A 25,567-nucleotide genomic window follows, 5' to 3' on the forward strand; every position below is an offset into this window, starting at 1 on the left:
GCGTCAGGTGACCCGGCGTCAGAACAGCAGGACCGCACGGGCCACCCCGCCGCCGTGGGTGGCTTCGGCGGCCTGGTCGAAGGCGTCGACCGGGAAGGTCGCGGTGACCAGTTCGTCCAGCAGCAGTCGGCCCGAGCGGTAGAGGTCGGCGTAGAGGGCGATGTCGGTCTGCGGCCGGGACGATCCGTAGCGGCAGCCGAGGATGGACTTGTCGAGGAACATCTCGGCCGGGCGGAACGACGCCTCGGCGTCCGGGCGGGTCATCCCCAGCAGTACCGCCTGGCCATGCCGGTCGAGCAGGTCGACCGCGGTGCGCACCAGCGCCGTCGCGCCGACGCACTCGAAGGCGTGGTCCACCCCGTCCGGCAGCAGCGCCTTCACCGCGTCCACGGTGGACGCCACCGCGCGGGCGTCCACGAAGTCTGTGGCGCCGAAGGTGCGGGCGGCCTGCTCCTTCTCGGCGACCGCGTCCACCGCGACGATCCTGGAGGCCCCGGCCAGCCGCGCGCCCTGGATCACATTGAGGCCGATCCCGCCGCAGCCGATGACCGCGACGGTGTCGCCGAGGCCGACCCGGGCCCGGTTCAGCACCGCGCCGACGCCGGTCAGCACCCCGCAGCCGATCAGCGCGGCCGAGGTGAACGGGATCGACGGGTCGATCGGGACCGCCTGGACCGCCTTCACCACCGTCCGCTCGGCGAAGACCGAGGTGGAGGCGAAGTTGTAGAGCGGGGCGCCGGGTTGCGAGGCGCGGGTGAAGGGCTTACCGGGGTGGCCGATGGCCTTGCGGCACATGGTCGGCCGCCCGCGCCCGCACGCGACGCAGGTGCCGCAGTTGGCCAGGGTGGACAGGGCCACGTGGTCGCCGGGCCGGACGTGGACCACGCCGGGCCCGACCGCCTCGACCGTGCCCGCGCCCTCGTGGCCGAGGACGACCGGGACCGGGAAGGGGATGGTCCCGTCGATCACCGACAGGTCGCTGTGGCACAGCCCGGCCGCCGCGATCCGCACCTGGATCTCGCCGACGCCCGGCTCCCGCACCTCCAGGTCGTCGACGACCTGGGCTTCCTTGCCGTCGAAGATGACGCCTTTCATGGGAACTCCTCAGGGAGGTGACACAGAATCAGAAACCAAACGCGGGAACGGGTCAGGACTGCCAGACGACGGACTGGAGTTCGCTGTACGCGGCGAGGCCGTACGAGCCGCCGTCGCGGCCGACCCCGCTCTGCTTGAAGCCGCCGAAGGGGGTCTCCGGGTGGCGCTGCGCGGTGTTGACGCCGACGTTGCCGGTGCGCAGCCGGGCGGCCAGCGCGTAGGCGCGGGCGGTGTCGGCGGAGAAGACGTAGTCGTAGAGGCCGAAGTCGGTGGAGTTGGCGATGGCCAGCGCCTCCTCGTCGTCCTGGAACGGGATCACCGCCACCACCGGCCCGAAGACCTCCTCCCGGGCGACGGCCATGGCCGGGGTGACGTCGGCGAGCAGGGTCGGCGCGACGTAGAAGCCGGTGCCGGGGAGGTCCTGGCTGTCCGCCGCGTGCTCCTTCCTGGTCCCGCCCGCGACCAGCCGGGCGCCCTCGGCCAGCGCGCCGGAGATGTAGGACTCCACCCGGTCCCGGTGCTGACCGGTGATCACCGGGCCGACCACCGTGGTCGGCTCCAGCGGGTCGCCCACCCGCAGCGCCCGCGCGTACCGGGCCAGCAGCTCGACCGCCTCCTGGTAGCGGGAGGCGTGCACCAGCGCCCGGGTCGGCGCGGTGCAGATCTGGCCGGAGTGGAACGTCCAGGTCGAGCCGATCGCCGCGACGGCGGTGCTCAGGTCGGCGTCCTCCAGCACGATCGCCGCGCCCTTGCCGCCGAGTTCCATCAGGGTCCGCTTCATGGTGTGCCCGCCGTCGGCGGCGATCCGGCGGCCGACCGCGGTGGAGCCGGTGAAACTGATCATGTCGACCTCCGGGGAGGCGACCAGTGCCGCGCCGGTGGCCGCGCCCGAGCCGGTGACCACGTTGAAGATCCCGGGCGGCGCGCCCGCGTCCCGGAACACCTCGCCCAGCTTGAGGCAGCCCAGCGGGTCCTGCGGGGCCGGTTTGGCGACCACGGTGTTGCCCATCGCCAGCGCCGGGGCCAGCTTCCCGGCCAGGTTGACGATCGGGAAGTTGTAGGAGGTGATGCAGCCGACCACGCCCACCGGACGGCGTGCCGCCACCGCGCTGGTCAGCCCGCCCGCGGCCAACGGCGTCGCCGCGACCGGGAACGGGGCCAGCGGCTCCACCGCCGGTTCCAGTGCGCCGCGGGCGTAGCGGCGGAACCGCTCGGCGGCCACCGGGACCTGCATCGAGGAGGCGACCCGCAGCGTCGCGCCGGTCTCCGCCTGCAGCAGCGGCACGAACTCGTCGGTGCGGGCCAGCAGCGCGTCGGCGATCCGGTGCAGCACCGCGGCCCGCTCGCCGGGGCCGGTCCGGGACCAGCCCTCGAAGGCCTCCCGGGCCGCGGCAACGGCCGCCTCCACATCGGCGGCCGAGGCCTCGGGGGCGTGCCCGACCACCTGCTCGGTGGCCGGGTCGACGACGGGGTAGCTGCCGTCGCCGCCGTCCCGCCACTCACCGTTGACGAACAACTGATAGCTAGTCATGACGCTGCTGCTCTCTGCTCGCGGGGCAGGCCGAGGACGCGCTCGGCGATGATGTTGCGCTGGATCTGGTCGCTGCCGCCGTAGACGGTGTCGGCGCGGGCGAACAGCATCCGGTGCTGGACCGGCAGCAGCGGGTAGTCAGCCGGGTCGTGGGCCAGGCCGCCGACCAGCGCCCCGTCCGGGCCGAGGGTCTGCACGGCCAGCTCGCCGAGCCGCTGGTGCCAGCCGGCCCAGACCAGCTTGGCCACCGCGGCGGTGCCGGGCTCGGCGGTGCCGAGGGTGCGCAGCGCGTTGCAGCGCATCACGTGCAGCTCGGCCCACTGCCGGGTGAGCCGCTCGCGCAGCACCGGGTCCTCGGCCGCGCCGGACCCGGCGGCGGCGGCCAGCACGGCGTCCAGTTCGCGGGCGTAGCCGATCTGACGGCCCAGCATGCCGACCCCGCGCTCGAACGACAGCAGGTCCATAGCCACCCGCCAGCCGTTGCCGAGCCCGCCCAGGACATGGGCCGCGTCGGCGCGGGCGGCGTCGAAGAACACCTCGCTGAACTCGGAGTCCCCGTCCAGCTGCCGGATCGGCCGGACGTCGATCCGGCCCGGCTGGTCCATCGGCAGCAGCAGCAGGCTGAGGCCGCGGTGCCGCTGCGATCCCGGCTCGGTGCGGGCCAGCACGAAGCACCAGTCGGCCCACTGGGAGAGCGAGGTCCAGGTCTTCTGACCGGTGATCAGCCAGCCGGACCCGTCCTCGGTCGGGACCGCGGCGGTGCGGACGGCGGCCAGGTCGGACCCCGCGCCGGGTTCGCTGTAGCCCTGGCACCAGATCTCGGTCCCGGCCGCGATCCCCGGCAGGAAGCGTGCGCGCTGGGCCTCGGTGCCGTGCCGCAGCAGGGTGGGCGCGAGCAGGTGCTCGCCGACGATGCCGAGCGGCGCGGGCGCGGCGGCGCGGGCGTACTCCTCGGCCCAGACGATCCGGCGGCTCAGCGGGTCGGCGGAACGGTCGGAACCGGCACGGTCAGCAGCGACAGCGGCACCGTCGGGACCGGCACCGGCAGGACCGGCACCGTCCGCACCGTCACGGCCCGGCCAGTCCGGCCCGATCCAGCCGCCCGCGCCCAACTCCCGTTCCCAGGCCCGGCGGCGGTCGGCGGTGAAGCCCTGCGGGGTGCGCAGGTCGGCGAAGGGGCGGCCGTCGGCGAGCCGGTCGGCGAGCCAGCCGCGGGCGCGGGCGCGGAACGCCTCGTCCTCGGCGCTGAAGGAGAAGTCCATGGCGGGTGGTCGACCGCCCCTCAGGCGTTGGGCCGCTGGTTCGCGGCGGCTGCCGCGGCCATGGCGTCGAGTTGGGCCAGCATGGGCATCGGGTCGGTGCCGACCGACCCGGGCAGCACCTCGGCGATCCGCTGCGGCGTCCAGACCGGTCCGCCGGAGCCGGGGGCGCCCTCGGCGTGCACGGCGCGCAGCTCCCGCGGCTGGGCCCAGACCGCGATCTTCGGCCCGGCCACGGTGTACACCTGGCCGGTGATCTCCGCCGCCTGCTCCGAGAGCAGGTAGACCACCAGGGCGGCCACGTCCTCGGGTTCGCCGATCTCCTTGAGCTCCATCGGCACGTTGGCGGACATCCGGGTGCGGGCCACCGGGGCCACGCAGTTCGCGGTGACCCCGTACTTGTGCAGGCCCAGCGCGGCGCTGCGGACCAGCGAGATGACGCCGCCCTTGGCCGCGCTGTAGTTGGCCTGGCTGACGCTGCCGGCGTGGTTGCCGCTGGTGAAGCCGATCAGGGTGCCGTGGCCCTGACGGCGCATCAGCGCGGACGCGGCCCGGAACACGGTGAAGGTGCCCTTGAGGTGGGTCGCGATGACCGGGTCCCACTCCTGCTCGGACATGTTGAACAGCATCCGTTCGCGCAGGATCCCGGCGACGCAGACCACCCCGTCCAGCCGCCCGAAGGAGTCCACCGCGGTGTGGACCACCCGCTCGCCCCCGGCCATGGTGGAGACGTCGTCGGCCACCGCGACGGCCCGGCCGCCCAGCGCCTCGATCTCCTTGACCACGCCCTCGGCGACCTCGCTGGTCGGATCGGCGCCGTCCATGCCCACGCCGTAGTCGTTGACCACGACCCCGGCCCCCTCGGCGGCGCAGGCCAGCGCGACGGCCCGGCCGATGCCGCGCCCCGCCCCGGTCACCGCGACCACTCTGCCGTGCAGGAACTCGCCCACGTCGCAGCCCTCCTCAAGAATCTGACGGACCGTTAGATTCTAGGGAGCAAGCCCATCGCGCAACAGACCTGAGAGACCGTCAGATATCGCCCGCCACCGACCGGGAGGCCGCCCGTGCCCGCACCCACCGACTTCGACGAGTTCCGCGCCATCGCCGAGAAGGTCAACAACTGGGGCCGCTGGGGCGCCGACGACGAGATCGGCACGCTCAACCTGATCACCCCGGAGACGGTCCGTGCCGCCGCCGCGACGGTCCGCAGCGGACGGCGCTTCGCGCTGGCGCTGCCGCTGCAGCAGCAGGGGGTGCAGACCGGCCTGATCCCCGGGCGGGTCAACCCGCTGCGCACCATGGTCGCCCTGAACTGGGAGATGTTCGGCCCCGGCGCCATCGCCACCAGCGACGACGTGGTGACCATGGGCCTGCAGGCGGCCACCCACTGGGACGGCCTCGGCCATGTCAGCCACGGCGGCCGGATCTACAACAACCGCCCGGCCGACAGCATCACCCCGCACGAGGGGGCCTGCTTCAGCGGTGTGGAGAAGGCGGCGCCGCTGGTCGCCAGGGGTGTACTGCTGGACGTGGCGCGCGCGCTGGGGCTGCCCCGGCTGGCCGGGGACCACGCGGTGACCCCGGCGGACCTGGAGGCGGCCCAGGAGCTGGCCGGGACGGCGGTACGGGCCGGGGACGTGGTGCTGGTGCGCACCGGGCAGATGCAGCTCTACCTGGGCGGCGACCGGGAGGCCTACGCCTTCCCCTCCCCCGGCCTGTCGCTGTGGACGCCGGAGTGGTTCCACGCCAGGGACGTCGCCGCGGTGGCCGACGACACCCTCACCTTCGAGGTGTTCCCGCCCGAGGTGGACGGCCTCTACCTGCCGGTGCACGCGCTGGACCTGGTCGAGATGGGGATGATGCAGGGTCAGAACTGGAATCTGGAGGCGCTGGCGGCGGACTGCGCCGAGGACGGCGTCTACGAGTTCCTGCTGTCCGCACCGCCGGAGCCGTTCACCGGCGGGGTCGGCGCACCGGTGGCCCCGATCGCGGTGAAATAGCCGCGACGGGCGAATTGCGCCGGCCTACGGACCGTTCCGGAAGGGCCCGGCTGCGGCGGCGAACTCCCTTACCCGCCTTACCGGTTGAGCCACCGCAAAAGACCTGGTGGCGGGACGCCGTGTTCGTCTCGATCACGATACGGAGACCCGCCACCTGGCCTCGACGCATGGGCCCTGACCAGCGTCGATGCGATCCGCACTCGCCAAGGACCAGCAGGCTCGACAAAGCCCGCTCCGGCCCTCGACGTCCCCTCGCAACGAATCGCTGCGTCCAAGCGTGATCAGGCGGACACGTCACGTCAATGGGTTACCCGGAATTCGGATTGGTTGCGTTCGCTTTCAGACGACAGATCATCAGTCGCCCGCGATGAAGTGGCCGGAATTCCGCCCCCGTTCCGGAGCCCGCTCCGGTGGACGTCCGCACCGGCCGGGAGTCGGGAACTGGCGCCCGAGCGGTCGGCCCGAGCGGCCCGACCGGGTCGCCCGGCACGCCGCGCGGCCTTCATCGGTCCAGGTCAGAGCACCGCCCATGGATCTTTGCGGAATGTTCACGGCCCCTCCGGCGACCCCTCGCATCTGTCGGGGCGTCAGCTGGAACCCGGATCCGCCTCGGCCGGACCGGGCGCCCGTCGGGCCGAGAAGCACCGCCGTCGGCGGCGGCCGTGACCTGATTGTTGCCGAGAGACTTTACGGCAACGGCCTGGTGTGTTTGCCGCTTTTTGTACCGACTTCGCCGGTGATATACGGACGAAACCGTCAGCCGACCAGCAGGTGCTGGAGGGTCCGCGCGGTCTCCTCGTCGAGCAGCGGCGCCGCCACCGCCCGGTCCGGTTCGCGTCCGGCACGGGACTCGCGCTCGAGCTCGCACCACACCCGCTTGCCGTCGCCGTCCGGGTACCAGCCCCAGCGGTCGCAGAGGTTCTCCACCAGTTCCAGGCCGCGCCCGTTGGTGGCCTCGCCCGGTGCGTGCCGGGGCCGGGGCGGGCGGTCGCTGGCGTCGGCGACCTCGACCCGCACCGGGCGCTGCGCCGCGTCCGGGCCGACCGGGAACTGCAGTCTGAGCACCGCGCCGTGGCCGGTGTGCACCACCGCGTTGGTCACCAGCTCGGAGACCACCAGCACCAGCGCCTCGGCCAGCGCGGCGTCCGGGTCGTAGCCGCAGCCGGACAGGCGCGACCTGGTCCATCGGCGGGCCCGCCCGACCTCGGCCGGGTCCGCCTCTACGGCGATCTGCAACTGAAGCACCTGCACCGCTCACACCACCCGTACTTGCGGGATCAGCCGCGCCTTCGTCACTGTCCTGCATGGGAGACAGCGCAGGGAGCGCACCCTTGCGCATCCGTTCCAGGATGTTTCGCCGGCACCGGATCGAGCAAGCGCTTCGGGCATATTCCACCCGAGAGGACCCCCGACGGTGCATACTGCCCCCGCCCTCGCCGTCGTCGCTGCAGTCCGTTGCGTGCGCACTCCGCGAGCGTAACCGACCGGCGGCCGGATCATGGGAGCGCTGCTCACGCCCCGCCAGAACCCGGTCAGAACCACCCTTACGACAAGTGTCCTACGTACGTTTCTGCTCCCGTGCTGAGCAGCCCGGTTGCCGCTTTCTCGGCGCATTCGGCGGTTCCGCCGAACAGACGCTCCAACAGCCAGGCGCGTTTGAGCAGCAGATGGACGTCCGCCTCCCAGGTGAACCCCATCCCGCCGTGCACCTGCAGGCAGTCCCTGGCCCCGCGCACCGCCGCCTCGTCCGCGAGCAGCTTGGCCCCGGCCACCTCGACCGGGTCCAGCGGCCCTGCCCCGGCCCCGCCGGGCCCGGACAGCGCCGCCGCCCGGACCGCGGCCCTGGCCGGCTCCAGCCGGGCCAGCATCTCCGCGCAGAGGTGCTGCACCGCCTGGAACGCCCCGATCGGACGGCCGAACTGCTCGCGCTGCCGGGCGTACCCGACGGCCAGCTCCAACGCGAGGGCGGCCAGGCCGACCTGGACCGCAGCGGTCAGCAGCATGCCCTCGGTCCACAGCTGCTCCGGGTCGGCCTCCGGCAGCGGTTCGCCGGGCGGGAGCGGGGCGGTGAGCTGCCAGAGCGGCGTCAGCGGGTCCACCGCGCGGACCTGACGGGCCGTCGGCAGCAGGGCGGCCGGGTCCACCGTGCGGACCTCTCCGGCGTCCAGCACCAGCAGCACCGACAGTTCGGGCAGCCGCTCCACCAGCACCGGTTCCGCGGCCTGCCGCCGCAGCACCCCGGCCAGGGCCGGTTCCGGGCCGGGGGCGAACGCCCGGTGCACCGAGGCCAGTTCGGTGGCGACCAGCGGTCCGGGCAGCAGCGCCCGGCCCACCTCCTCGAAGGCGAGCACCGCCTCGGCCGGGCCGAGGCCGAGACCCTCCCGGTCCACCGGCCGCCGCAGCGCGAACAGCCCGGCCCCGGCCAGCGCCGTCCACACCGCGCCGGGTGGCTCGCCGTCCAGCACGGCCCGGAGCCGCTCCCTGCCGAATCGTTTCGCCAGGAGCTCCCGCACCCCGTCCCTGAGCGCGGTCTGATCCTGTGTCAGCCGAAAGTCCATCAGCCACCCGCCCGTTCCTGCTTCGGCAGCCCCAGCACCCGCTGCGCCACGATATTCCGCTGGATCTGCGAGGTCCCCGCCGCGATGGTGTAGGAGAGGCCCTGCAGCCGCGGCGCGGACCACTCCTCGTCCAGGACCAGGGCCCCGGCCCCGAGCACCTCCGCGGCCAGGTCGTACAGCTCCTGACGGGCCTCGGAGAAGCGCAGCTTGAACACCGACGCGCCGGGGCCGGGCACCCCGCCGCCCTGCGCCTCGGAGACGTTCCACTGCACCAGCCGCCACAGCGCCCCGAACCGCGCCGCCAGCAGGCCGAGCGAGCGCCGCACCGCCGGCTGCTCCCAGGCGCCGTTGTCCCGGGCCAGCCGGGCCAGCGCCGCCAGCGACCGGCGGCAGGCCACCACCTCGCCGGCGAACGCCGTCCCGCGCTCGAACGACAGCGTCACCATGGTCACCCGCCAGCCGTCGTGCTCCGCGCCGACCCGGTTGCCGACCGGGACCCGCACCTCGTCCAGAAACAGTTCGGCGAACTCCGCCGTCCCGGTCAGCGTCCGCAGCGGACGGACGGTCACCCCGGGCGCGTCCATCGGCAGCACCAGCCAGCTGATGCCGCGGTGCTTCGGCGCCTCCGGGTCGGTGCGGACCAGCAGTTCGCACCAGTCGGCCACCTCGGCGTGCGAGGTCCACAGCTTGCTGCCGCTGACCACGTAGTGGTCGCCGTCCCGGACCGCGCGGGTGCGCAGCGCGGCGAGGTCGGAGCCGGCCCCCGGCTCGCTGAAGCCCTGGCACCAGACCTCGGCCCCGCTGAGGATCGGCGGCAGCCAGCGGCGGCGCTGCTCCGGGGTGCCCTCGGCGGCGACGGTCGGCCCGGCGTGCAGCAGCCCGACGAAGTTGGCGCCGACGTAGGGGGCCCCGGCGCGCTCGGTCTCCTCCAGGAAGATCAGGTGCTCGACCGGGGTGGCCCCGCGTCCGCCCGCCTCGCGCGGCCAGTGCACCCCCGCGTACCCGGCGTCGTACAACCGGCGCTGCCAGCCGGTGTCGTAGCGGCGGCGGCCGGGCCAGTCGGCCGGGTCGGGCGGCGGGGGCAGCTCGGGCAGCACCGCGCCCAGCCACTCCCGCAGCCCGTGCCGGAACTCCGCCTCGGCGGGGGTGTCACGCAGGTCCACGCGCGGTCCCCGGGCGGAGGAGGCGGCCCGGGTCGAGGCCCCGGTCGAGGTCGAGGCCGAGCATCCGGATCGCGTTGCCCCGCATGATCTTGTAGACCACCTCCAGCGGCAGCCCGGCCACATGGTCCAGGGCGACTGCCTTGGTCTCCGGCCAGGTCGAGTCGACGTGCGGGTAGTCGGTCTCGAAGGTGACGTTGTCGACGCCGACCTGCTCCAGCGAGGCGACCCCGTGCTTGTCGCGGAAGAAGCAGGCGTAGATCTGCCGGTAGTAGTACGTCGACGGCGGTTCCGGGATCAGGTCGCGCACCCCGCCCCAGGCCCGGTGCTCGCGCCAGACGTCGTCGGCCCGCTCCAGCGCGTACGGGATCCAGCCCATCTGGCCCTCGCTGTAGGCGAGTTTGAGGGTCGGGAACTTCACCAGGACGCCGGAGAACAGGAAGTCGGTCATCGACGCCATGGCGTTGTTGAAGCTCAGCGTCGCCTGCACCGCCGGGGGCGCGTCCGGCGAGGCGGCCGGCATCTGCGAGGAGGAGCCGATGTGCATGCAGACCACGGTGCCGGTCTCGGCGCAGACCGCGAAGAAGGGGTCCCAGTAGCCGCTGTGGATCGACGGCAGCCCGAGGTAGGTGGGGATCTCGCTGAAGCAGACCGCCCGGACCCCGCGGGCGGCGTTGCGGCGGATCTCGGCGACCGCCGACTCCACGTCCCAGAGCGGGATCAGGCAGAGCGGGATGAGCCGGCCGCCACTGTCGCCGCACCACTCCTCGACCATCCAGTCGTTGTAGGCGCGGACGCAGGCCAGGGCCACCTCCTTGTCGTGCGCCTCGGCGAAGGTCTGGCCGCAGAAGCGGGGGAAGGTGGGGAAGCAGAGCGAGGCCTCGACGTGGTTGTTCTCCATGTCCTCCAGCCGGGCCTTGGGGTCCCAGCAGCCCCGGCGCATCTCCTCGCGGGTGATCCCCTCCAGCGTCATCTCGTCCCGGTCGAAGCCGACCGCGGCGATGTTCCGCTTGTACGGGAACTGCAGGTCCTCGTAGACCCACCAGTCGGTCGGCGGGCCCTCCGGGTCCATGGTGATCCGGTACTTCCCCGCCACGTAGGCGAGTTCGCCGATCCCGGCGCGCAGCGGCCTCGGCCCGCGGTCCCGGTACCTGGCCGGCAGCCAGGTGTCGAACAGGTGGGCCGGCTCGATCACGTGGTCGTCCACGCTGACCACCATCGGGAGGTTCTCCGCGGTGACGAGCACGGGCGGCGACTCGGGGTTTTCCATGGGGTCTCCCTCCGAGGTCCGGCGGCCCGAACCCTTTACCTGACGATCCGTCAGATTCAGACTAGTGAGGCACAGGGTGGGCGGCAAGCGCCCCGTCGGCGCGAGAGGAAGCGGCCATGGCCATGCTGGACCGACTGACCGACCCCGGGCACACCGCACTGGTCACCTGCGAGTGCCAGCACGGGGTGCTCGGCCCGGATGCGGTCTTCCCCGACCTGGTCGACGCCGCGGCGAAGACCGGGCTGGTCCGGAACATCCGCGAACTCTCGGCCGCGGCACGGCGGGTGGGCGTCCCGGTGCTGCACTGCACCGCGCTGCGGCGACCGGACGGGCTCGGCGCGAGCGGCAACGCCCGGCTGTTCGCGGCGGCGGCCAAGGTCGCCGCGGCGAGGCCGGGGGCCGCACTGGCGCCCGGCTCCGCGGCGGCCGGGCTGCACCCCGGCATCGGCGCGGACGCGTCGGCCGACCTGGTGCTGCCCCGGCTGCACGGGCTCGGCCCGTTCCAGGACACCGGCCTGGCCTCGGTGCTGCGCAACCTGGGCGCCCGGACCCTGGTCTGCGTCGGGGTGTCGCTGAACGTCGCACTGCTGGAACTGGCCTTCGGCGCGGTGGACGCGGGCTTCCAGGTGGTGCTGCCCCGGGACGCGGTGGCGGGCACCCCGCCGGAGTACGCCGAGGCGGTGCTGACGCACACCCTGGCCCTGGTCGCCACGGTGACCGACACCGGGGAGCTGCTGCGGCGCTGGACCCCTTGAGCGGGACCGACCGCGCGGCTAGCCTCAGGAGCTGCCTGACGATGCGTCAGATTTCTGGGAGGCCGCTATGAGCAGCAGTCCGACACCCCGCCCCGTCGCCGAGGCCCGTACCTTCTGGGAGCTGCTGGAGCGCCGGGTCGCGGCGACCCCGGACACGCCGATGCTGATCCAGGAGAGCGACCGGCCCGGCGGCCCGGACCGGGTGCTGACCTTCCGTCAGGTGCGGGATCTGGCCCTGGAGACTGCCGCGGGACTGCACCGGGATTACGGCGTCGGTGAGGGGACCAGGGTGGTCTGGCAGCTGCCGACCCGGGTGGAGACGGTGCTGGCCTCGCTGGCGCTGGCCCGGCTCGGCGCGGTGCAGACCCCGGTCATCGCGATCTACCGGGGGGCCGAGGTCGCGCAGATCCTGGACGAGGCGCGGCCCGAGCTGTACCTGGTGCCGGGCCGGTGGCGCGGCTTCGACTACCCGGCCTTCGCCCGCAAGCTGGCCGACGACCTGCCGGAACCGCCGCGGGTGCTGGTCGCCTACGACCGGGACGACCTGCCCAGGGGCGGCCCCGACGACATCGCCGCGCTGCCCGCGCCGCCGCGGACCGACCTGTCCGACCGGCGGTCGCCGATCCGCTGGGTCTACTACACCTCCGGCATCACCGCCGCCCCCAAGGGCGCGCTGCACACCGACCGGACCCTGATCGCCGGGGGCGTCGGGCTGGCCGACGCGCTGGGGATGGGCCCCGGGGACGTCGGCTCGATCGCCTTCCCCTACGCCCACATCGGCGGCCCCGACTACCTGGTCACCATGCTGGTGCACGGCTTCCCCGCGCTGCTGGTGGAGGTGTTCGCGCTGCCCGAGGCGCTGCCCGGCTACCGCAGGAACCGGGTCACCATGGCCGGCGGCAGCACCGCCTTCTACGCCGCCTTCCTGGCCGAGCAGCGGAAGCTCCCGCCGGGCGAGCGGCTGCTGCCGTCGCTGCGGGTGATCTCCGGCGGCGGCGCGCCCCGGCCGCCGGAGATGTACCGCGAGGTCAGGGACGAGCTGGGCTGCGTGCTCGCGCACGGGTACGGGATGACCGAGGTCCCGGCGATCTGCATGGGCTCCCCCGGCGACACCCCGGACCAGCTGGCGTACACCGAGGGGCACCCGGTGACCGGGGTCGAGGTGCGGGTGGTCCGCACCGCCGACGGCTCCGAGGCGGAGACCGGGGAGGACGGCGAGGTGTGGCTGCGCGGCCCGATGGTCTGCCGCGGCTACACCGATCCGGTGCTCACCGCGGAGTCCTTCTCCACCGACGCCGACAGCGCCGGACTGCTGCCCTGGCTGCACACCGGCGACCTCGGGCACGTCAGGGCGGACGGCCATGTGGTGCTCACCGGGCGGCTCAAGGACATCATCATCCGCAAGGGCGAGAACATCTCCGCCAAGGAGATCGAGGACCTGATCTACCAGGACCCCCGGGTCGGCGCGGTCGCGGTGGTCGGCCTGCCGGACCCGGTGCGCGGCGAGCGGGTCTGCGCGGTGGTCGAGCGGCGGGCCGGAGTGGAGCCGCCGACGCTGCCGGAGATCGCCGAACGGCTGCGCGCGGCCGGGCTGATGGCGCAGAAGATCCCGGAGCAGCTGGAGCTGGTGGACGCGCTGCCGCGGAACGAGACCCTGCGCAAGGTGCTCAAGCACGAGCTGCGGGACCTGTTTGCGGTGCTGCCCTGGACCGACCCGCAGGCGCGGTGAGGCCGTTCGGTTCCACGATCCGACCCTGAATTCCCCCCGGCTTGCCCCGGCGCTCCCCCCGCCGTCCGGCCGGACGGCGCTCATCCACGGGTATGAAGGCGGTGCGAGCCCCCGCGGATAGGGTCGGGGAGAAGCTCACCTCCGGAGCTTTCTCCACCGAAGGTCTGCGATGAGTCTCACAGGTACACCGTTCTTCGTCCTCAGCATCGCCCTGGTCGTCCTCTCCGTGGTCGTGCTGGTGGCGGTGTGGAACCGGATACCCGGCCCGGCCCCGGCCCGGATCCTCGGGCGGGTCGTGCTCACCCTGGTCAGCCAGGTCGCCGCGGTGGTGATGGTGCTGGTGTACGTCAACAACAGCATGGGCCCCTTCTACGACACCTGGGGCTCGCTGTTCGGCGAGGACGCCGCGGTGGTCTCGCCGGCCTCCGGCGGCGGCGCGGTACCGGCGGGCGCGGACGGGCTGCGCCCGGAGAAGCTGGCCTTCAGCCACTACAACGGGCAGGTGCTGCGCACCACCGCGGTGGGCCCGGACTCCCGGATCAAGGGCGACCTCTTCATCTGGCTGCCGCCGCAGTACAACGATCCCGCGTACGCGCACACCTCCTTCCCGGTGCTGGAGCTGCTGCCGGGGACGCCCGGGGTGCCGCAGACCTGGTTCGGCACCATGAAGGCCGACCGGGAGATGGTCCGGCTGATGGCCGAGGGGCGGGTCAAGCCGATGATCCTGGTCTCCGCCCGGATGAACATGTTCGGCGGCGACCGGGACTCCGGCTGCGCCGACCTCCCCGGCGGCTTCCGCACCGCGACCTGGCTGGGCCGGGACGTCCCGGCCCTGATCAAGTACAACTTCCGGGCCTCCCACGACGCGCGGAAGTGGGGGATCATGGGCTACTCGGCGGGCGGCTACTGCGCCGCCAACATCGCGGTGCAGTACCACAGCGCCTTCCACGCGGCGGTCAGCATGTCCGGCTACGACGCGCCGAACGCCTCCGTGGTGACCCGCAGTCCGCAGCTGGCCGCCGCCAACAACCCGGTGCTGCTGCTGCGGCGCGAGGCGGTGCAGCCGGACCTGGTGCTGCTGGCGATGGGCTCGCGCCAGGACCCGGGCACCGTCGGCGACGCCGAGGCGCTGATCCGGGCCCTGCACACGCCCAGGACCAGCCAGGTGCTGGTCTTCGACCGGGGCGGCCACGACACCCGCACCTTCATCGCCGAGATGACCCCGGGCCTGGTCTGGATGTCGCGGCAGATCGCCGGCTAGCCGGGCTGCTCGGAGCGGACCGGGAAGACCGCGCGGACCACCCGCTCGGCCGCGCCGCCGTCGTCCCAGGGGCAGAAGCGCTCCCGGAACGCCGCCCTGAGCTTGTCCGACTCCGCCGCCGAGGCGGGTTCGCCGACCGCGGCCAGCAGCACGGCCAACTCCTCCTCAGTGGTGGCGACCAGGCCCGGGGGCTGCTCCATCAGGTCGAAGTAGACGCCGCGGAGCCGCTGGTACTCCGCCCAGTCCGGAGTGAACAGCACGATCGGGCGGTCCAGCACCGCGTAGTCGAACATCAGCGACGAGTAGTCGGTCACCAGCACGTCCGCCGCCAGGCAGAGGTCCTCCACCGAGGGGTGCTCGGTGACGTCCAGCACCCGCCCGTCGCCAAGACCGGCCGGGCGGTCGGCGGTGTAGTAGTAGTGCGCCCGGACCAGCAGGGTGACCTCCGGGCCCAGCGCCTCGGCCAGCGCCTCCAGGTCGAGACCGGCGACGAACCCGGCGTGCTGCTCCCGCCGGGTCGGCGCGTACAGCACGGTGGTGCGCCCCTCCGGGATGCCCAGCCGCTCCCTGATCTCCCGCACCTCCTGCGGAGTGGCGTTCGCCAGGCGGTCGTTGCGCGGGTAGCCGGTCTCCAACACGGTGTGGTCGCCCGGGTAGGCGGTGGCGAAGGCCGCGGTGGTGTGCGGGTTGGACGACACCAGGTAGTCCCAGCGGGCGACGTGGTCGAGCAGCCGGTCGAAGTCCATCTCGTCTGCGCCGGCCGGGCGGCCCCGCATGTCCATCCCCATCAGCTTCACCGGGGTGCCGTGCTGGGTCTGCAGGTGCACCGAGCCCGGCCGCTTGGTCATCGTGCTGGGGAAGTTGACGTTGTTGACCAGGTACTTGGCGGTGGCCATAGCCTTCAGGTAGGCGGGCGTGTTGGCGATCACGTACGGGACGCCGGGCGGCAGCGCAGCCGCGCCCGCGGCGTCCCGCACCACCCACACCCCCCGTACCTCCGGGGCGAGTTCGGCGGCCTTGCGGTAGATCGCGGCCGGGTTGCAGGCGTAGCCGCGGTACCAGTACGCCGCGTACACCGCCAGCCCGTCGTCGACCGGCAGCCGCCGGTAGGCCTCGTACAGGCCGCGCCTGGCGGTGCCGCGGACCACCCGCCGGGCCCGCGGCACGGTGCCGCGGGCCGCCGAGCGCACCGCGCCCGGCAGCGCCCGCAGCGGACGCAGCCGCTGGTACGCGCCCCAGGCCTCCCGCTCCACCAGCCGGTACTGGACGCCGCGCAGGCCGCTCGGATGCCGGTGGCCCGCCGGGCGGTGCCGCCGGACGTGGTCGGCGGCGCGGCGGAAGAACTCCCGCCGCAGCTCGGCCGGGACCAGGCCGGGGGTGTCGAGAACGGTCACCGCCTGCCGGACGGTGCGGTCGAAGACCAGGTTCCGCAGCGCGGGCGGGAGGTCGGGACGGCTGTCCAGGTAGCCGAAGATCGCGTCGTACTCGGCGAAGACGTCCAGGTGCTTGGGCGACGGGGTGGTGGTGATCGCCCCGGGGCGCAGCCGCCGGTAGTAGTAGAGGTCCTGGTCCAGGAAGCTGATCCGGGCCGCGCCCAGCAGCATCGGGTAGGCGACCGCGATGTCCTCGTAGTGGCCGGGGCCGAACCTGACCCCCTGCTCCCGCAGGGCCTCCAGGTAGTCGCGGCGGGTGACCTTGTTCCAGACCGCCAGGATCATGTTCAGCAGCCCCGGCCGCTCGGCCAGGGTGAAGCTCTCCGGCGCGCCCGCCATCTGCCCGCGCCAGGTGTCGGCCTCGATCCCACCGTCCGGGTAGGCCCGGACGAAGCCGGTGACCAGGACGTCCGGGCGGGCGTCCGCGGCGAAGCCGGACAGCCGGGCGGCGACCGCCTCCAACGCGCCCTCGGCGAGCCAGTCGTCCGGGTCCACGAACCAGACGTAGTCGCCGGTGGCCAGGTCGAGCCCGGCCTCGCGGGCGCCGCCCTGGCCGAGGTTCTCCGGCAGGTGCAGCACGCTCAGCCGGGGGTCGCGGGCGGCCCGCTCGTCCAGGATCGCGCCCGAGGCGTCCGGCGAGCGGTCGTCCACCGCGACGACCTGGAGGCCGGGCAGCTCCGAGCCGAGGACCGAGTCCAGGCAGCGCGGCAGGAACTCGGCCACCCCGTGCACCGGCAGCACGAGGGAGAGGGTCACTGCGGGCCGCACGGCCGGCGTCGCGGCGGGCATCGCGGGGGGGTTCACAGCTGGGTCGCTCCAGTCGGCAGGGGATCGCGCAGCCCCCGAGCCTACCCGCACGTTTCCGGCACACTTTCGGCGAATACGGGTACGTTCCGCCCGCGGAGCGATAAGTTCTGAACAGGTACCCGAAGGAAGGGTGGTGCCCCTTGGCAACACCGGCTCCCATCCGGTGGGACCGCCAGATCCAGCGCCGCCTGGCCCGCGGCGAGGAGTCCGCGCTCGGTGAGCTGTACGACCAGTTCGCGCCCCTGGTGCACGGCCTGGCCAGCCGGATCCTCCCCGACGCCGAGGCGGCCGAGCAGGTCACCCGCGAGGTCTTCGCCCACGTCTGGGAGCACCCCGGGGAGTTCGACCCGGCGGCCGGCTCGATGCGCTCCTGGATCGGCACGCTCACCCACCGCCGCGCCGTGGAACGGCTGCGCAGGGACCAGGACGGCAAGGAGGGCGCGGACGGCTACCCGGTCCCGCTGGAGTCCTCCAGCTTCGAGGAGCAGGTCCTGGCCGAGGCCACCGCGGCCCGGGTGCAGTACGTCGTCACCTCGCTCCCGCAGGCGCTGCGGGACACACTGGTCCTCACCTACTTCGGCGGCCGGACGTACCAGCAGGCCGCCAAGGAGCTGGGGATCAGCCCGGCCACCGCCAAGCACCGGATGCGGCTCGGCCTCCAACTGCTCGCCACCGCCCTCTCCACGGAGTACACCCCATGACCGGTCCCCTGCGCCCGGGTACCTCCGGGGCTGCCCGACCCGAGTCCGCGCAGCCCGACCACGACACGCTGCGCGGGCTGCTCGGCGCCTGGGCGCTGAACGCCTGCACCGGTCTGGAGACGGCCTGGATCGAGATCCACCTGGCCGAGTGCCCCTCCTGCGCCGACGAGGGCGGGCGGCTGCGCGACGCGGCCGGCTGGCTCTCCGCCGACGAGCCGCTGGAGCCGGCCCCCGATCTGCGCAGCCAGGTGCTGACCCGGGCGCTGACGGTGAGGCCCGCCCGGATCAAGGTTCCTGACTACTCGTCAGCCTATGTCGCGGAGACCGCCCGGCTGGACGCGCTGCTGCGCGACCTGGGCGAGTCCGACTGGATCGAGCGGGCCGACCTGGTCTGGCACGGCGGCGCGCAGCAGCTGCGCCCGGCCGAGGTGCTGTCCCATCTCACCGCGGTGGACGGCGTGGTGTCCCGGGCGCTCGGCCTGGCCGACCCGGTGCCGCCCGCGCCGGGGACCTCGCCGGAGCAGGCCGGGTCCGCGCCGGTCGACCTGGTCGAGCGCACCTCCCGGCTGATCGAGGCCCAGCGCCGGCGCGGCCCGGACGCGGTGCGCTCGTTCTGGCGCGAGCAGACCAGGGCCCTGGTGGAGACCGCCGCCCTGGCCGAGTCCCAACACGGCGCGGGCGCGGGCGACGTCCTGGTGGACTACGGGGCGTTCCGGCTGCCGCTGCGGGACGCCTTCGTGGACCGCGCCTTCGAGTGCTGGATCCACGCCGACGACGTGGCCGAGGCGGTCGGCTGGCCGTACGGGCCGCCGCGCGGGGTGCACATCAGGACCATGGTGGACCTGGCCACCCGGCTGCTGCCGTCGGCGCTGAACGGCCTGCGCGAGGCCGGTCTGGCGTCGCTGACCTCGTACCGCAAGTTCTCCGGCAGCGATCCCGGCTACGGCGACCCGCGCGGGGTGAGCGCGGTGAAGCTGATCATCGAGGGGCGCGGCGAGAGCGAGTGGCTGGTCCCGTTGGAGCCGCTGCCGCCCGGCTCGGGGCCGCTGCCCGCGGACATCGACCCGGTGGCCACCCTGGCCATCGACGGTGTGGAGTTCTGCTTCCTGTGCGCCGCGCACCGCGACCCGGACCGGATGCCCTGCGGCATCACCGGCGACCGGGCCGCCGCCCGGGACCTGCTGCACGCGGCCCGGCTGCTGTCCCGGCCCTGAGGCCGCCGCCCCGGCCCCGAGGGGTCAGGTGAAGACGACGGTCCTGGTGCCGTTGAGCAGCACCCGGTGCTCGGCATGCCACTTCACCGCGCGGGCCAGCGCCTGGCACTCGGCGTCCCGGCCCAGCGCGACCAGCTGCTCCGGGGTGACGTCGTGGCTGACCCGGACCACCTCCTGCTCGATGATCGGGCCCTCGTCCAGCTGCGCCGTGACGTAGTGCGCGGTCGCGCCGATCAGCTTGACCCCGCGGGCGTGCGCCTGGTGGTAGGGCTTGGCGCCCTTGAAGCTCGGCAGGAAGCTGTGGTGGATGTTGATCGCCCGGCCCGCCAGCGCCTTGCACAGGTCGTCCGAGAGCACCTGCATGTAGCGGGCCAGCACCACCAGGTCCACCCGCTCCTGCCGCACCAGCTCCAGCAGCGCCGCCTCGGCCTCCGGCTTGGTGTCGGCGGTGACCGGGATGTGGTGGAACGGGACGCCGTAGGAGCCGGCCAGCTCCCGGAAGTCGGTGTGGTTGGACGCGACCCCGACCACGTCCACCGGCAGCGCCCCGCTGGAGGCGCGGAACAGCAGGTCGTTCAGGCAGTGGCCGAACTTGCTGACCAGCAGCAGCACCCGGGTCCGCTCGGCGGAGGGGTGCATCTGCCAGTCCATCCGGAAGGCGTCCCCGGTGGCGGCGAAGCTGGCCCGCAGCTTCTCCAGGGTGACCGGCTCCTCGGCCGAGAAGTGCACCCGCATGAAGTACAGCCCACTGGTGGCGTCGCCGAACTGCTGGCTGTCGACGATGTTGCAGCCGGTCAGGAAGAGGTAGCTGGACACGGCGTGCACGATGCCCTGCTTGTCGGGGCAGGACAGGGTCAGTACGTACTGGCCCTGGCCGGGCTGCTGCTGCGCCACCGGGGACGTCCTCTCGTGCGGATCCGCTGGGGGAACAGCCTCGCACAGGCGGCCGACGTCACGGGGGACCGTCTCAGGCTGCGACCTCAGGCCGCGACCCGGAGCAGGATGCCGAGCGCCTCCAGCGAGCGCGGCGCGGCGTCCGGGTCCTCGCCGTCGTTCAGCGACAGCCGTATGTGCGCGTCACGGCAGGCGCGGACCGCCTCGGGCCAGGCGTGGTGCCGCAGGTAGGCGGCGGACGGGGCGTCCGGGCCGACCTGGTGCAGGATCCGCAGCACCCGGAGCACCGCGGTGTCGACCAGCGCGGCCTCGGCCGAGTCCCGGAACAGCGTGCCCACGTACTTCTCGGCGGACCAGCGGTCCAGCCAGGTGTCCTCGACCAGGCGGTACACGGCGTCGGTGACGTCGCCGTAGCCCTCCCGGCCGGCCTCCCAGCAGTCCTGCTGGAAGGCGGTGTCTCCGAGCATGTGCAGGGCTGAGCGGACCCGGGCCCGCCAGCGCCACCAGGGGATGTCAGTGAGCGGCATAGCGCCCATGGTGCTGGAGCGAGTGGCCGTTCGGGAAGACTTCACCGGACTCTGCTGTGATCCCTGCATGGGAACCGATCCTATGTTCTGCTCGGATCCCGCTGTTCCCCTGGCGTTGGTTCACTGTTTCCCGTCCGTCGACCCTGCCGTGCGGCACCCCGTCGAGGCTTGCTCCCGCACGTGGACGCCGGGGCAGACGAGCGGGAGGGGCAGCACAGCTATGGGTTCGACCAGGAGGATCGGACGGCTGTCCGCGGCGGCGGCCGGAGCCGCGCTTCTCGTCGCCGGACTCACCGGCTGCGGGGGGAACGCCGACGCGTCCGAGGGGTCCACCGTGACGGTGATGACCTGGGCGCCGGTGAACAGCGCGGTGGGCGGCCAGCCCGGGGTGACCGCGCTGGCCGAGGCGATCGGCAAGCTGGTGAACGGCACCGGCGGACTGGCCGGACGGCGCCTCAAGGTGGTCACCTGCAACGAGCTGAACACCGCCGCCGGAGCCACCGCCTGCGCCGACCTCGCCGTCAGCGACGGCGTCGCCGCCGTGGTCGGCTCGTACAGCCAGTACGGCGAAGCCTTCATGCCGGTGCTGGAGGCCGCCTCGATCCCGTACATCGGCGGCTTCGGGATCACCCCGGAGGAGTTCAGCTCGCCGATGTCCTACCCGGTCAACGGCGGCTACCAGGCACTGCTGGCCGGGAACGGCGAGCAGCTGGTGCAGTCGGGCTGCCGCAGGGTGGCCGTGGTCAGCCCCAAGACCGACGTCGGCGCGTCCATGCTGAACTTCCTCAACGTGGGCCTGGCCACCGGGCACATCGACGCGGTGCAGATCGCCGCCGACCCCGGCGGCACCGACTACACCGCCGAGGCGACCCAGGCGATCGGCGCGGACCTGCCGCACTCCTGCGTCACCACCACCCTGGACCCGGCCGACACCGCCACCTTCTTCGACGACTACCGGCGGCTGGGCCCGCGGCACACCCAGCTGTCCTCGGTGATCGGCAGCTTCCAGCAGTCGCTGGTCGACTCGACCGGCGGGGACGCGGGCCCGCTCCGGGACGCGCTCGCCACCAGCTGGTACCCGCCGGACTCCAGCAAGGTCTGGGACGGGCTGCACGACGCGGTCAAGAAGTACGCCTTCACCGACAACCGGATCAACACCGCCGACCCGGGCGAGCAGACCACCTGGATCGCCTACGAGGTGCTGCGGAAGGCCGCCGCCGCGATCCAGGGCCCGGTCACCGCGTCCACGCTGCGCTCCTACCTGAACTTCTGCGACCCGATCACGACCGGCCAGACCCCGCCGCTGGCCTGGCGCAACGTCGACATGCTGGCGCTGGCCACCGCGCCGCGGCTGGTGAACACCCAGGTCTCGTTCCTGCAAGTGCGCAACGGCCAGCTGTCCCAGGCCCGGTCGGGCCCGGTGGACGTACGCTCCCTGCTGGTCAGCACGGGCGGGGCCTGACCGGCAGCGCGTTCTCTGGTCAGAGCTGGGACTTGGTACGCGAGGGCAGGCCGGTCTTCTCGGCGATGGCGTCCCACAGCCGGGACGCCTTCGTCTTGGCCACGGTCGCGTCGGAGCTGGCGCTGCTGGCGGCCTGCAGCTCGCCGCCGTCCTTGGGCTGGTGCTTGTGGGCGCAGTTGCTGCCCGACGCCTTCGCCCAGGCCGCGTAGTGGGTGTCGGCGCTCTGCGAGGCGGTCCAGCCCTGCTTCAGCGCCGTGACCAGCTCGGCGCCGCCGGGCAGCCCGTCCGTCTGCAGCGTCCCCAGCTGGGTGACCAGTTGTCCGCGCATCCCGGCGGCAGTGGTCAGGTTCTGTTCCGCCTGGCCCAGGTTCTGGCAGTGCTTGATGTCGTCCACCGCGGCGATCACCGACGTGCGGCTGTTCGAGGCACTCTTCAGCAGGTCCGACAGCGCCTGCGCCTGGGCCTGGTTCACCCCCGAGCCCGCGGCCTTCGCGGAGGCGCTGCCGGAGGCCGAGGGGCCCGGGGTGCCGGCCGCCGACGCGTTCCCGCCGGAGCCGCTCAGCGCCGCGCCCACCGCGATGCCGACCACCGCGCAGGCGGCCACCACGCCGACGGCGATGGCCCGGGGGCTGAACCGGCGGCCAGGACCGGCCGGAGCCGACCCGTACGGCGCCTGCGGCGGCGGGGCCTGGTAGCCGCCGTACCCCTGCTGCGACTGGGGCTGCTGGCCGTAACCGGCCGACTGCTGGGTGTAGTCCTGCTGCCCGTACCCCTGCTGCGCCGCGCCGTACGGCTGCTGCGGCTCGGCCGGGAACGGCGGCATGAACTGGGTGGACTCCTCGCCGCCCGGCTGCGGCTGCTGGTACGGCTGCGGCTGGTACTCGCCGTAGTACTCGGGCTGCTGCTGCGCCGGGGCGTTCCAGGGCATGTCGGTGGACCGGACGACCTCGCCGGGGATGGTGGTTCCGCCCGGCTGAGCCGACTGCGGCTCGGGTCTGAACAGGTCGTCCGGCGTCAGCTCGTCGTTGTTCGGTCGGCGGTGGTTCAACACGATCCCTCGGTGAGGACGGGTAGCTCCCGCCCACGCTACCGGTTCACCCGCACGAGTGACGAAGAACCCTCCGCTTTCGGCCGGTTCAGGCCGCTGCCTCGGCCAGTGACCTGGCCTGGAACTCCCTGACCGCGCGCTGCTCCCGGTAGGGCTCCAGCTTCTTCCGGAACTCGTCCAGGTACTCCGCACCCCGGGCCGAGCGCAGCCCGGAGAGCAACTCCACGGCGCGGGCCGCCGTTTCGCAGGACTGCTCGACGTCGCGCATCCGCAACTGGGCGGTGGCGAGCAGCACCAGGTCCACCGCGCGGCGGCGGACCCGGGTCTCCGGGTGGCCGCGCAGCGCCGACTCCGCCTGCCGGGCCGACTGCTTGGGCTGGTCCAGGTCCCGGTGGCAGTGCGCGAGTTCGTCGGCCAGGTAGGCCGCGTCGAAGTGGCCGATCCACTCCGGGTCGTCGTCGGGACGGCTGTGCTCCATCGCCTCCACCGCCCGTCCGGCCACCGCCTCGCAGGAGCGCGCGTCGCCGAGCAGGGCGTGCCCGCGTGCCTCGGCGACGTAGAACATCGCCATCGCGGTGGGGGTGGCCTCGCCCCGGGCGCCCTCCTGTGCGGCGCGGGCGAGTTGGGCGATCTCCCGGGGGTTGCCCAGGGCCGCGGCGAGATGGCTCATCGAGGCGGCCAGCACATAGCCGCCGTAGGCGCGGTCGCCCGCCGCCTGGGCCAGCCGCAGCGCCTGGATGTAGTACCGCTGGGCCAGGCCGGGCTGGCCGGTGTCGATGGCCATGTACCCGGCCAGCTCGGTGAGTCGGGCCACCGCGGCGAACAGCGCCCGCCCGGTGTCCTCCCGGTAGGTCCCGGCCAGCAGCCCGGAGACCACGCTGTTGAGGTAGTGCACCACCACCGGGCGGACGTGCCCGCTGCCGAAGCGGTGGTCCAGGTCGACCAGCATCTCGGTGGTGGCCCGGACCGCGTCCACGTCGGCCTGGCCGACCCTGGCCCCGCCGGCACGGGCGACCTGCTGGTCGGGGCGGGTGATCAGCCAGTCCCGGCTGGGCTCCACCAGGGCCGAGGCGGCGACCGAGGCGCCGGTCAGGAAGTCGCGGCGGCTGACGTCGCTGCGCCACAGCTCGCACGCCTGCTCGACCGCGCCGGAGAGGCTGGCCGAGAAGTGCAGTCCGATGCCGGAGGAGAGGTTCTTGCCGTCCGCCATGCCGATCTCGTCGACGGTGACCGGGCGGCCGAGCTTGCGCCCGATCGCCTCCGCGATCACCGCGGGGGCCTGGCCGCGCGGCTGCTGGCCGCGCAGCCAGCGGGCCACCGAGGTCTTGTCGTAGCGCAGGTCGAGCGCGTGCTCGGCGCCGCACAGGTTGACCCGGCGGGCCAGCCCGGCGTTGGAGCAGCCCGCCTCCTGGATCAGTGCCTGGAGCCGTTCGTTGGGCTGTCGTGCGACCAGCGGTCTGGCGGCCATGGACGTGCCTCCCCCTTGAGCGTGGTGGTCACCCCGACAGGTCAGCAGCATTCCCCGAATCCGGGCCCGCGAAGCCTGCACACCCGTCCGGGCGGAATCTCCCGCCGCGTCAGTCCAGTGCCGCGGCATGGCATTTGAGACAATACGCCCAGTCCGGCGCGCCCTCGCCGGAGGCATACCCGCTCCGACCTCGCAGACCCGGTGTGCGCCCCGTCGATGCACCGACGCGCCCCCTCTCGGATGATCACACTCTGCCGGGCGGCGCACTTTCCCGGCGCCGCCCGTAACCCGCTCCGCCCCGGCGAGTTGTGCACGGCGTGGAAGACACCCTGGGTACCCTGCCCGAATCCGTCCCTCAGGACCGCGCCCGCGACCTGCTCGAATCCGCCGTCCGCTACGCCGAGGAACGCCACTGGGAGGTCGCTCCCGGCTGTCGGCTGATCGAGGACGACGGCCCGCTGCGCTGCTCCTGCGGCGACCCCGGCTGCCCCGCGCCCGGCGCGCACCCGACCGGGCGCGACTGGGCCCGCAAGGCCAGCGCCGGCCCCGGCGTGGTCCGGCGCTGGTGGACCGAGAACCCGTCGGCCTCGGTGCTGCTGCCGACCGGACGCGCCTTCGACGCCATCGACGTCCCGGAGGTCGCGGGCTGCCTGGCACTGGCCCGGATGGAGCGGATGGGCGTGCAACTCGGCCCGGTGCTGGCGGTCCCCGGCGGTTCGGGGCCCGGCGCCGGGCGCGGCCGGCGGCTGGTCTTCCTGGTGCTGCCGGGATCGCTGCCCAAGCTGCCGGACCTGCTGCGCAAGCTCGGCTGGGGCCCGGGGCGGCTGGACCTGGTCGGCCACGGCGAGGGCGACTGGGTGGTCGCCCCGCCGACCCGGGTCGGCAGCTTCGGCTTCGCCCAGTGGGCCAGGGAGCCCACGGCGCTGAACCGCTGGCTGCCCGAGGCCACCGAGCTGATCAACCCGATCGCCTACGCCTGCGGCCGGGAGGCCCCGCTGCCTGCGCCGATCCCCTAGGGCTACCCGCGCGAAGGAGTGGAAAAGCCCCACTTTCGAGTGACAGCGCTCAAGGATTGCCGGGTTCTGCCGAGGGGATGAATGCCCTCGTAAGGCTCCACGGTTCGGGGACGGCAGAGCAGGGACGGAGGAAGCGGCGGCCACGGGAGTGGGGCGGGGCCCGGAGGGGAAGCCGGGCGGGGGAACACAGGGCGGGGACCAAGAGGGTGGGGACACAGGGGGAAGCGGAAGGACCCGGCGGCGGTGGCCCCGGTACTGGCGGCGCTGGAGGAGGCGTTGCTGCCGCTGGGCGCCCGCCCGCACTGGGGCAAGCTGTTCACGGCGACCCCGGCCCGTGCGGCGGCGCTCTACCCGCGGGCCGACGACTTCCGGACGCTGG

General features: G+C 73.5%; 22 protein-coding genes. 9 read left to right on the top strand and 13 right to left on the bottom strand.

The window, feature by feature from the left end; all coding sequences use genetic code 11:
• Positions 1 to 18: 18 nt before the first annotated feature.
• From ACEZDE_RS01280 to ACEZDE_RS01295, 4 genes are read right to left on the bottom strand one after another with little or no spacing between them, the layout of a single operon-like run.
• Positions 19 to 1,095, bottom strand: coding sequence for a Zn-dependent alcohol dehydrogenase (locus tag ACEZDE_RS01280; protein ID WP_380530696.1), 1,077 nt, complete (start codon positions 1,093 to 1,095; stop codon positions 19 to 21).
• Positions 1,096 to 1,147: 52 nt separating this feature from the next.
• The gene (locus ACEZDE_RS01285) at positions 1,148 to 2,626 is read right to left on the bottom strand and encodes an aldehyde dehydrogenase family protein (protein WP_380530699.1); all 1,479 of its coding nucleotides are present in this window, start codon (positions 2,624 to 2,626) and stop codon (positions 1,148 to 1,150) included.
• A complete protein-coding gene (locus ACEZDE_RS01290) occupies positions 2,623 to 3,888 on the bottom strand; it encodes an acyl-CoA dehydrogenase family protein (RefSeq protein ID WP_380530702.1) in 1,266 nt (421 codons plus the stop codon). The genes ACEZDE_RS01285 and ACEZDE_RS01290 overlap by 4 nt, the downstream gene beginning before the upstream one ends.
• Positions 3,889 to 3,908: 20 nt before the next feature.
• Positions 3,909 to 4,835, bottom strand: a complete 927-nt coding sequence (locus ACEZDE_RS01295) for an SDR family oxidoreductase (RefSeq protein ID WP_380530705.1) — start codon at positions 4,833 to 4,835, stop codon at positions 3,909 to 3,911.
• 114 nt (positions 4,836 to 4,949) lie between these two features.
• Between ACEZDE_RS01295 and ACEZDE_RS01300 the strand changes: the two genes are divergently transcribed.
• Positions 4,950 to 5,885, top strand: a complete 936-nt coding sequence (locus ACEZDE_RS01300) for a cyclase family protein (RefSeq protein ID WP_380530708.1) — start codon at positions 4,950 to 4,952, stop codon at positions 5,883 to 5,885.
• A 756-nt stretch (positions 5,886 to 6,641) separates the two neighbouring features.
• On the opposite strand, the gene ACEZDE_RS01305 is transcribed toward ACEZDE_RS01300, so the two are convergent.
• The 4 genes from ACEZDE_RS01305 to ACEZDE_RS01320 all read right to left on the bottom strand — a co-directional run bounded on the left by ACEZDE_RS01305 (position 6,642) and on the right by ACEZDE_RS01320 (position 10,873).
• Positions 6,642 to 7,136 (bottom strand): ATP-binding protein, encoded by a 495-nt coding sequence (locus tag ACEZDE_RS01305; RefSeq protein ID WP_380530711.1) that lies wholly within the window; start codon positions 7,134 to 7,136, stop codon positions 6,642 to 6,644.
• 293 nt (positions 7,137 to 7,429) lie between these two features.
• Positions 7,430 to 8,443 carry an acyl-CoA dehydrogenase family protein gene (locus tag ACEZDE_RS01310; protein WP_380530714.1) on the bottom strand — a complete coding sequence of 338 codons (1,014 nt, stop codon included), beginning with the start codon at positions 8,441 to 8,443 and terminating at the stop codon, positions 7,430 to 7,432.
• Entirely contained in the window at positions 8,443 to 9,606 is a 1,164-nt protein-coding gene (locus ACEZDE_RS01315) for an acyl-CoA dehydrogenase family protein (RefSeq protein WP_380530717.1), read from the bottom strand. The genes ACEZDE_RS01310 and ACEZDE_RS01315 overlap by 1 nt, the downstream gene beginning before the upstream one ends.
• The gene (locus tag ACEZDE_RS01320) at positions 9,593 to 10,873 is read right to left on the bottom strand and encodes an amidohydrolase family protein (protein WP_380530720.1); all 1,281 of its coding nucleotides are present in this window, start codon (positions 10,871 to 10,873) and stop codon (positions 9,593 to 9,595) included. The genes ACEZDE_RS01315 and ACEZDE_RS01320 overlap by 14 nt, the downstream gene beginning before the upstream one ends.
• Before the next feature lie 116 nt (positions 10,874 to 10,989).
• Between ACEZDE_RS01320 and ACEZDE_RS01325 the strand changes: the two genes are divergently transcribed.
• The 3 genes from ACEZDE_RS01325 to ACEZDE_RS01335 all read left to right on the top strand — a co-directional run bounded on the left by ACEZDE_RS01325 (position 10,990) and on the right by ACEZDE_RS01335 (position 14,618).
• Positions 10,990 to 11,628: an isochorismatase family protein gene (locus ACEZDE_RS01325; protein WP_380530723.1), complete on the top strand. Its 639-nt coding sequence runs from the start codon at positions 10,990 to 10,992 to the stop codon at positions 11,626 to 11,628.
• 67 nt (positions 11,629 to 11,695) lie between these two features.
• Positions 11,696 to 13,357 (top strand): class I adenylate-forming enzyme family protein, encoded by a 1,662-nt coding sequence (locus ACEZDE_RS01330; RefSeq protein WP_380530726.1) that lies wholly within the window; start codon positions 11,696 to 11,698, stop codon positions 13,355 to 13,357.
• Between the two features lie 169 nt (positions 13,358 to 13,526).
• The gene (locus ACEZDE_RS01335; RefSeq protein WP_380530729.1) at positions 13,527 to 14,618 is read left to right on the top strand and encodes an alpha/beta hydrolase; all 1,092 of its coding nucleotides are present in this window, start codon (positions 13,527 to 13,529) and stop codon (positions 14,616 to 14,618) included.
• Here the strand turns inward: ACEZDE_RS01335 and ACEZDE_RS01340 are convergent.
• Complete coding sequence (locus ACEZDE_RS01340) at positions 14,615 to 16,855, bottom strand: bifunctional glycosyltransferase/CDP-glycerol:glycerophosphate glycerophosphotransferase (RefSeq protein ID WP_380530731.1); 2,241 nt, start codon at positions 16,853 to 16,855, stop codon at positions 14,615 to 14,617. The genes ACEZDE_RS01335 and ACEZDE_RS01340 overlap by 4 nt on opposite strands.
• Positions 16,856 to 16,998: 143 nt before the next feature.
• On the opposite strand from ACEZDE_RS01340, the gene ACEZDE_RS01345 reads away from it, so the two are divergent.
• Together ACEZDE_RS01345 and ACEZDE_RS01350 are read left to right on the top strand one after the other, a co-directional pair.
• Positions 16,999 to 17,559, top strand: coding sequence for a sigma-70 family RNA polymerase sigma factor (locus ACEZDE_RS01345; protein ID WP_380530734.1), 561 nt, complete (start codon positions 16,999 to 17,001; stop codon positions 17,557 to 17,559).
• Complete coding sequence (locus ACEZDE_RS01350; RefSeq protein ID WP_380530737.1) at positions 17,556 to 18,773, top strand: zf-HC2 domain-containing protein; 1,218 nt, start codon at positions 17,556 to 17,558, stop codon at positions 18,771 to 18,773. Before ACEZDE_RS01345 ends, ACEZDE_RS01350 begins: the two co-directional genes overlap by 4 nt.
• Before the next feature lie 24 nt (positions 18,774 to 18,797).
• Here ACEZDE_RS01350 and purU read toward each other — a convergent pair whose 3' ends face one another.
• Both purU and ACEZDE_RS01360 read right to left on the bottom strand, forming a co-directional pair.
• Positions 18,798 to 19,667, bottom strand: coding sequence for a formyltetrahydrofolate deformylase (purU, locus tag ACEZDE_RS01355; RefSeq protein ID WP_380530740.1), 870 nt, complete (start codon positions 19,665 to 19,667; stop codon positions 18,798 to 18,800).
• A gap of 86 nt (positions 19,668 to 19,753) precedes the next feature.
• A complete protein-coding gene (locus ACEZDE_RS01360; RefSeq protein ID WP_380530743.1) occupies positions 19,754 to 20,263 on the bottom strand; it encodes an SCO4402 family protein in 510 nt (169 codons plus the stop codon).
• 151 nt (positions 20,264 to 20,414) lie between these two features.
• Here ACEZDE_RS01360 and ACEZDE_RS01365 point away from each other — a divergent pair, with 151 nt between their 5' ends.
• Entirely contained in the window at positions 20,415 to 21,656 is a 1,242-nt protein-coding gene (locus ACEZDE_RS01365; RefSeq protein ID WP_380530746.1) for an ABC transporter substrate-binding protein, read from the top strand.
• 19 nt (positions 21,657 to 21,675) lie between these two features.
• Here the strand turns inward: ACEZDE_RS01365 and ACEZDE_RS01370 are convergent, their stop codons facing one another.
• Both ACEZDE_RS01370 and ACEZDE_RS01375 read right to left on the bottom strand, forming a co-directional pair.
• Positions 21,676 to 22,707 carry a hypothetical protein gene (locus tag ACEZDE_RS01370; RefSeq protein WP_380530749.1) on the bottom strand — a complete coding sequence of 344 codons (1,032 nt, stop codon included), beginning with the start codon at positions 22,705 to 22,707 and terminating at the stop codon, positions 21,676 to 21,678.
• Between the two features lie 85 nt (positions 22,708 to 22,792).
• Positions 22,793 to 24,172 (bottom strand): transcriptional regulator, encoded by a 1,380-nt coding sequence (locus ACEZDE_RS01375; protein ID WP_380530752.1) that lies wholly within the window; start codon positions 24,170 to 24,172, stop codon positions 22,793 to 22,795.
• A gap of 317 nt (positions 24,173 to 24,489) precedes the next feature.
• Between ACEZDE_RS01375 and ACEZDE_RS01380 the strand changes: the two genes are divergently transcribed.
• Together ACEZDE_RS01380 and ACEZDE_RS01385 are read left to right on the top strand one after the other, a co-directional pair.
• Positions 24,490 to 25,188 carry a bifunctional DNA primase/polymerase gene (locus ACEZDE_RS01380; RefSeq protein ID WP_380530755.1) on the top strand — a complete coding sequence of 233 codons (699 nt, stop codon included), beginning with the start codon at positions 24,490 to 24,492 and terminating at the stop codon, positions 25,186 to 25,188.
• 243 nt (positions 25,189 to 25,431) lie between these two features.
• Positions 25,432 to 25,567 (top strand): D-arabinono-1,4-lactone oxidase (locus tag ACEZDE_RS01385; protein WP_380531194.1); only part of this gene is annotated, 136 nt, incomplete at its 3' end.

Origin of the sequence: Streptacidiphilus cavernicola (assembly GCF_042510955.1) — a bacterium.
GTDB classification, from domain to species: Bacteria; Actinomycetota; Actinomycetes; order Streptomycetales; family Streptomycetaceae; genus Streptacidiphilus; species Streptacidiphilus cavernicola.